The organism is Azospirillum halopraeferens DSM 3675, assembly GCF_000429625.1.
Lineage (GTDB): Bacteria > Pseudomonadota > Alphaproteobacteria > Azospirillales > Azospirillaceae > Azospirillum > Azospirillum halopraeferens.
Genome location: NZ_AUCF01000012.1, coordinates 188661 through 195529, shown reverse-complemented (window position 1 = coordinate 195529; position 6869 = coordinate 188661). Strand labels below are relative to the sequence as shown.

Sequence of the window (6869 nt, the reverse complement as noted above, 5' to 3'; positions counted from 1 at the left end):
GACGTGGCGCCGCGCCTGGTGACGCTGGCGGTGGCCGAGCCGCCCAAGCGCCAGGCCGGCATCAAGGTGCCGGACGTCGCCACCCTGGTGGACAAGCTGAAGACCGAAGCGCGGGTGATCTGAGATGGCCATTCTCGTCGTCGCCGAACACGACAACGCCCACCTGAAGCCGGCCACGCTGAACGCCGTGGCGGCCGCAGCGAAGCTGGGCTCCGACATCCACCTGCTGGTGGCCGGCCGGGACTGCCGCGCCGTCGCCGATCAGGCCGCGGCGGTGGCCGGGGTGGTCAAGGTGCACCTGGCCGACGCGCCGGAGTACGCCCACGGCCTGCCGGAGGCCGTGGCGCCGCTGGTGGCGCGGCTGGCCGGGGAGGGTTACGGCCATGTGCTGGCCGCCGCCACCAGCTATGGCAAGAACCTGCTGCCGCGCGCCGCGGCGCTGCTGGACGTGGCGGCCATCTCCGACATCCTCAGCGTGGAGGGTGAGGACACCTTCACCCGGCCGATCTACGCCGGCAACGCCATCGCCACGGTGCGCTCGTCCGACCCGGTGAAGGTGATCACCGTGCGCACCACCGCCTTCGAGGCGGCGGCGGCGCAGGGCGGTTCGGCGTCCATCGGGACCATCGAGGGCACCGGCGACGCCGGCACGGCGCGCTTCGTCGGCCAGGAGCTGACGACGTCGGAGCGGCCGGAGCTGACGCAGGCGCGCGTGGTGGTGTCGGGCGGGCGCGGCATGGGTTCGGGCGAGAACTTCGCCCTGCTGGAGGCGCTGGCGGACACGCTGGGGGCGGCGGTGGGCGCCAGCCGGGCCGCGGTGGACGCGGGCTTCGTGCCCAACGACTATCAGGTCGGGCAGACCGGCAAGATCGTGGCGCCGGATCTGTACATCGCCGTGGGCATCTCCGGCGCCATCCAGCACCTGGCCGGCATGAAGGACAGCAAGGTCATCGTCGCCATCAACAAGGACGAGGAGGCGCCCATCTTCCAGGTCGCCGACTACGGCCTGGTGGCCGACCTCTTCACCGCCGTGCCCGAGCTGGGCCGGTCTCTCTGATACGGCCGTAAAACCCGACAGATCACTGCTTTGCATTGATCGGGCGTCCGCCGCACCGGGCATCCCTTGCGGGTGCGGACACTCGGGCCGGGCCGGCCGTCACCGGCTGCCCGGCCCGTCTTTTCGATTCCGATGCATTTTCCACCTGAACCAGCGAGGGGTGAGCGATGAGCGAGCGCGAGAGCCCGGGATTCGACGTGGTCATCGTCGGCGCCGGCCCGGCGGGCCTGAGCGCGGCGATCCGCCTCAAACAGCTTGCCAACGACGCGGGACGCGACCTCAGCGTCTGCGTGCTGGAGAAGGGCTCGGAGGTGGGCGCCCACCTCCTGTCCGGCGCGGTGCTGGAGCCCGGCGTCCTCGACCAACTGCTGCCGGACTGGCGCGGCGCCGACGGGCCGCCGGTGACGCCGGCCGGGGCCGACCGGTTCCTGTTCCTGACGCGGACGCGGGCCGTCGCGGCGCCTATCGTCCCGCCGCAGATGCGCAACCACGGCAACGTCATCGTGTCCCTGGGGAATCTCGCCCGCTGGATGGCGGCGCGGGCCGAGGCGCTGGGGGTCGAGATCTATCCGGGCTTCGCTGCCGCGGACGTGCTGTACGACGACACCGGTGCGGTCCGCGGCGTCGCCACCGGCGACATGGGCATCGGCCGGGACGGCCGGCCGACCGCCAACCACACGCCGGGCATGGACCTTCCGGCCCGCCAGACCATCATCGCCGAGGGGTGCCGCGGGTCGCTCACCGCGGCCCTGTTCGACCGTTTCGACCTGCGCCGCGGCGTCGATCCGCAGACCTACGGCCTCGGCATCAAGGAGCTGTGGGAGATCGACCCGGCCCGGTCGCAGCCCGGCCTGATCGTCCACACCGTCGGCTGGCCCCTCGACACCGCCACCTACGGCGGATCGTGGCTGTACCACATGGACGGCAACCTGGTGTCGACCGGCTTCGTGGTCGGGCTGGATTACGCCAATCCCTACCTGTCGCCGTTCGAGGAGTTCCAGCGCTGGAAGACCCATCCGGCCATCCGCCCCACCTTCGAAGGCGGGCGGCGCATCGCCTACGGCGCGCGCGCCCTCAGCGAGGGCGGTATCCAGTCGATCCCCAGGCTGACGTTCCCCGGCGGCCTGCTGGTGGGCGATGCCGCCGGCTTCCTGAACGTGCCCAAGATCAAGGGCAACCACACCGCCATGCTGTCGGGCATGGTGGCGGCGGAGGCGGTGTTCGACCATCTCACGTCCGGCACCGCGAACCGCGAGGTGACGGACTATCCCGACCGCCTGAAGCGGTCCCGGCTGTGGGACGAGCTGCACGCCGTGCGCAACATCCGCCCCGGCTTCCGCCGGGGGCTGTGGGCCGGACTGGCCAACGCCGCCTTCGAGACGGCGGTGAAGGGCCGTTCGCCGTGGACGCTGCGCCACGGGCACACCGACCACGAGTCCCTGCGGCCGGCGTCACGGGCGGTGCCGATCGCCTATCCCAAGCCGGACGGGACGGTCAGCTTCGACCGGCTGTCCTCGGTCTACCTGTCCAACACCAACCACGCGGAAGACCAGCCCGTGCACCTGCGCCTGAATGACCCGGAGACGCCGATCCGGGTCAACCTGGCGCTCTACGACGCGCCGGAGACGCGCTATTGTCCGGCCGGCGTGTACGAGATCGTGCGCGACGGCGACGGCACGAACCCGCGGCTGCAGATCAACGCCCAGAACTGCGTGCACTGCAAGACCTGCGACATCAAGGACCCGACGCAGAACATCCGCTGGAGCGTCCCGGAGGGCGGCGGCGGGCCCAACTATCCCGGCGGCATGTGATGACGCCCGGCATACCGGCGGCATCCTTCAGATGCCGCCGGTATCAGCCTTCGGCCAGGGCGTCCACCGCGGCCGCCAGGCGGTCGGTGACCGCCCGGACGGCGCGGCGCCCGTCGTCGTCGCGCCCGGCGGCGGGGGCGGGGGCGATGGGCGGGCCGAACACCACGCGGACGGCCGGGCGGCGCAGCAGGTGGGCGGCGGAGAGGCCGGCGGGGCCGCTGTAGCGCGCCGGCACGATCGGCACGCCGGCCATGGCCGCCAGGGTGGCGGCACCGCGCTTGAACGCCACCGCACCCGTCGAGCGGGTGCCGCCGGGAAACAGCAGCAGCACCTTCCCCTCCGCCAGCAGCCGCCGGCAGGCGCGCAGCGAGTCGGCGCCCGGCCGCTGCCGGTCGATCGGCACGACGTGGCAGCGCCGCAGCAGGGCACCCACCGGTGCGGGCGCGAACAGTTCCCGCTTTGCCAGGAAGTGCACGCGGTCGCCGCCGACGGCCAGGCCGAGCCACAGCGGATCCACCCATCCCGTGTGGTTGCAGGCGACGATGCAGCCGCCGTCCGGCGGCAGGTGGTGCCGGCCGTGGACCTCCAGCCGTCCCGCCATCCGGGCAAGGGGCTGCACCACGGCCAGGCGAAGAATGCGGAACAGGGTCGTCATCACACACCGCGCCCCATGCTCGAAAAAAGAAAGGCCGCCGTCCGAAGGCGGCGGCCCCAGTGTGGGAGGAAACGCCCCGTTCAGGGCCAACGGGGCAACTCTATGGGGCGTTGAGGCATGACGCAATGGTAAAGTTTCTAACGTATAGGATATGACCCGCGACACCCGGAACCGGCGACGTTCCGGGCGGCATGATTAAAGTGCGCTGTAGCATAATCGTGTTGACGTAAGGGGCAGACTCTTCTATCGTCAGGCAAGCGGAAGGCTGGCGACGGGTCCTGTTTCGGGTCCGCACGCCGCGCAACGGGACCGCCGCAACGACGGCAAGGCACATCGGGGGAACGCATGGACAGTGTGGAGGCAACGGCCGCCGGGCGGCCGCGGGACGACGTGTACCCGCAAGGGGTGGATTGGAACGCGGCAATCCCCGTCGGGCCGGTGCCGGACCTGCTGGAGGAGGCGGCCGCCCGTTTCGCCGACCATCCCTGCATCGACTTCCTCGGCAAGCGGTACACCTACGCCGAGACCGCCGGCATGGTCGACCGCGTCGCCAGGGGATTGCAGATCCTCGGCCTGCGCCGGGGCGATCGGGTGGGCATCCTGCTGCCGAACACGCCCTATTTCATCTTCTTCTACTTCGGCATCCTGAAGGCCGGCGGCATCGTGGTGAACTGCAACCCGCTCTACGCCGAGCGGGAGCTGGAGAAGCAGATCGCCGACGCCGGGATCGAACTGCTGGTCACGCTCGATCTGACCCTGCTCTACGCCAAGGCGGCGCCGATGTTCGGCCGCACCGGCCTGAAGAGGCTGGTGATCTGCCCCATGGCGGGCATCCTGCCCTGGCCGAAGAACTGGCTGTTCCCCATCGTCAGGCGCAAGGACCGGGCGCGCATCCCCGCCGATGACCGCCACGTTCCGTTCGCCCGGGTGATCGACAACGACGGCCGGCCGGCGCCGGTGGTCATCGACCCGCAGTCCGACGTGGCGCTGCTGCAATACACCGGCGGCACCACCGGCATCCCCAAGGGAGCGATGCTGACCCACGCCAACGTCTGCGCCAACGCCCGCCAGTGCACCGCCTGGATCCCCGGGGCCCGCCCCGGTGCGGAAAGCGTGCTGGTGGTGCTGCCGCTGTTCCACGTCTTCGCCATGACGGTGGGCATGAACATGGCGGTGGCCCTGGGGGCGAAGATGATCCTGCTGCCGCGCTTCGACCTGGAGGAGGTCATGCGCACGCTGCACGCCAAGCGGCCGACCATGTTCCCGGCGGTGCCGACGATCTACACCGCCGTCGCCAACCACAAGGACGCGGAGTCCTACGACCTGTCGTCGATCCGCTTCTGCGTCTCCGGCGGCGCGCCGCTGCCGGTGGAGGTCAAGGCGGCGTTCGAGCGGCGGACCGGCTGCGTCCTGACCGAGGGGTACGGCCTGACCGAATCCTCCCCCGTCGTCACCATCAACCCCCTCGACGGCGTCAACAAGGCCGGGTCCATCGGCCTGCCGCTGCCCGGCACGGTCATCGAGATCGTCAGCCTGGAGGACGGCCGCACCGTCCTGCCTCCCGGCGAGAAGGGGGAGCTGTGCGTGCGCGGCCCGCAGGTGATGAAGGGCTACTGGAACCGCCCCGACGAGACCGCCACCACTCTGGCCGACGGGCGCCTGCACACGGGCGACGTCGCCGTCATGGACGGGGACGGCTACACCTTCATCGTCGACCGCATCAAGGACATGATCCTGTGCAGCGGTTTCAACGTCTATCCCCGCAACGTGGAGGAGGCGATCTACATGCACCCCGCCGTGGTGGAGTGCATCGTCGCCGGCGTCCCCGACCCTTACCGCGGGCAGACGGTGAAGGCGTACGTCACCCTGACCGCCGGCGCCACGCTGACCAGGGAGGAGCTGACGGCCTTCCTGAAGGACAAGCTGTCGCCCATCGAAATGCCCAAGCTGCTGGAAATCCGCGACACGCTGCCCCGCACCATGGTCGGCAAGCTGTCCCGCAAGGCCCTGCTGGACGAGGAGGAGGCGCGGCGCTCCGACGCCGCGTGAGCGGCGGGCCGCCGCCGCCGTGGCCGGCCCGCGCCAAACCAATAACGTTTACGTAAACGGAATCACTCAAACCGTCCGTGCGGCCGCGCCGCGGCCCGCCCGCTGCGCCGGGCATCGACGGACCCCATCCAGGTGAGGAGTCCCACATCCATGAATTCCGCCGTCATCGTCGGTTACGCCCGATCGCCGTTCGCCATCGCCAACAAGGGCCAGCTCACCCGCGTGCGTCCCGACGATCTCGCCGCCGCCGTGGTCCGCGGCCTGCTGGCGCAGACCGGCATCGACGCCGGCGAGATCGAGGACCTGATCCTGGGCTGCGCCTTCCCCGAAGGGGAGCAGGGCTTCAACGTCGGCCGTCTGGTCGGCATGCTGGCCGGCCTGCCGCGCAGCGTCGCGGGCACGACGGTCAACCGCTGGTGCGGGTCGTCCATGCAGGCGGTCCACATGGCCGCCGGCGCCATCGCGCTGGGCTCCGGCCGCGCCTACATCGCCGCCGGCGTGGAGAGCATGACCCGCGTGCCGATGATGGGCTTCAACCCCATGCCCAACCCGGCGCTGGCCGAGCGTGAGCCCGGCGCCTACATGTCCATGGGCATCACCGCCGAGAACCTGGCGGCGACGTACGGCATTTCCCGCGCCGAACAGGAGGCGTTCGCCGCGGACTCCCACCGCAAGGCGGCGGCGGCCCGCGACGGCGGTCGCTTCGACGCGGAGATCGTCGCCATCGACACGCCGGACGGCACCACCGTCAGCCGTGACGGCGCCATCCGCCCGGAGACCACGGCCGACACGCTGGCCACCCTGAAGCCGGCGTTCCGCACCGACGGGTCGGTGACCGCCGGCACCTCCTCCCCCCTGACGGACGGCGCCGCCGCCGTCCTGGTGGTCAACGAGGAGTTCGCCAAAGCGCACGGCCTGAAGGTGCTGGCGCGCATCCGCGCCACCGCGGTGGCCGGCTGCGACCCCACCATCATGGGCATCGGCCCGGTGCCGGCGACGCGCAAGGCGCTCAACCTGGCCGGTCTCACCGTCGACGACCTGTCGGTCATCGAAAGCAACGAAGCCTTCGCCGTGCAGGCCCTGTCGGTGGCGCGCGAGCTGGGCTTCGACCCGTCCCGCGTCAACCTCGACGGCGGCGCGCTGGCGCTCGGCCATCCGCTGGGCGCCACCGGCGCCCGCATCACCGGCAAGGCGGCGTCGCTGCTGAAGCGCGAGGGCGGCGCCTTCGCCCTGGCGACCCAGTGCATCGGCGGCGGCCAGGGCATCGCCACCGTCCTGGAAGCGGTCTGAGCGGCGC

At 71.2% G+C, this 6869-nt stretch carries 5 protein-coding genes and 1 pseudogene; 5 read left to right on the top strand and 1 reads right to left on the bottom strand.

The genetic code is table 11. From position 1 onward, the window contains the following. From G472_RS38830 to G472_RS0113500, 3 genes and pseudogenes are all read left to right on the top strand, one after another. A pseudogene (locus G472_RS38830) lies at nucleotides 1-123 on the top strand (electron transfer flavoprotein subunit beta/FixA family protein); the annotation flags it as partial. Between the two features lies 1 nt (nucleotide 124). Then, nucleotides 125-1057, top strand: a complete 933-nt coding sequence (locus tag G472_RS0113505) for an electron transfer flavoprotein subunit alpha/FixB family protein (protein WP_029008833.1) — start codon at nucleotides 125-127, stop codon at nucleotides 1055-1057. Nucleotides 1058-1224: 167 nt separating this feature from the next. Beyond that, on the top strand, nucleotides 1225-2868 hold the full coding sequence (locus G472_RS0113500) for an electron transfer flavoprotein-ubiquinone oxidoreductase (protein WP_029008832.1): 1644 nt from the start codon (nucleotides 1225-1227) through the stop codon (nucleotides 2866-2868). A gap of 43 nt (nucleotides 2869-2911) precedes the next feature. Here the strand turns inward: G472_RS0113500 and G472_RS33025 are convergent, their stop codons facing one another. Beyond that, nucleotides 2912-3523 carry a lysophospholipid acyltransferase family protein gene (locus G472_RS33025; protein WP_051340778.1) on the bottom strand — a complete coding sequence of 204 codons (612 nt, stop codon included), beginning with the start codon at nucleotides 3521-3523 and terminating at the stop codon, nucleotides 2912-2914. 345 nt (nucleotides 3524-3868) lie between these two features. Between G472_RS33025 and G472_RS0113490 the strand changes: the two genes are divergently transcribed. Together G472_RS0113490 and G472_RS0113485 are read left to right on the top strand one after the other, a co-directional pair. Further along, a complete protein-coding gene (locus tag G472_RS0113490; RefSeq protein ID WP_029008831.1) occupies nucleotides 3869-5572 on the top strand; it encodes a long-chain-fatty-acid--CoA ligase in 1704 nt (567 codons plus the stop codon). 150 nt (nucleotides 5573-5722) lie between these two features. Next, nucleotides 5723-6862, top strand: a complete 1140-nt coding sequence (locus tag G472_RS0113485) for a thiolase family protein (protein WP_029008830.1) — start codon at nucleotides 5723-5725, stop codon at nucleotides 6860-6862. The last annotated feature ends 7 nt before the right edge of the window (nucleotides 6863-6869 follow it).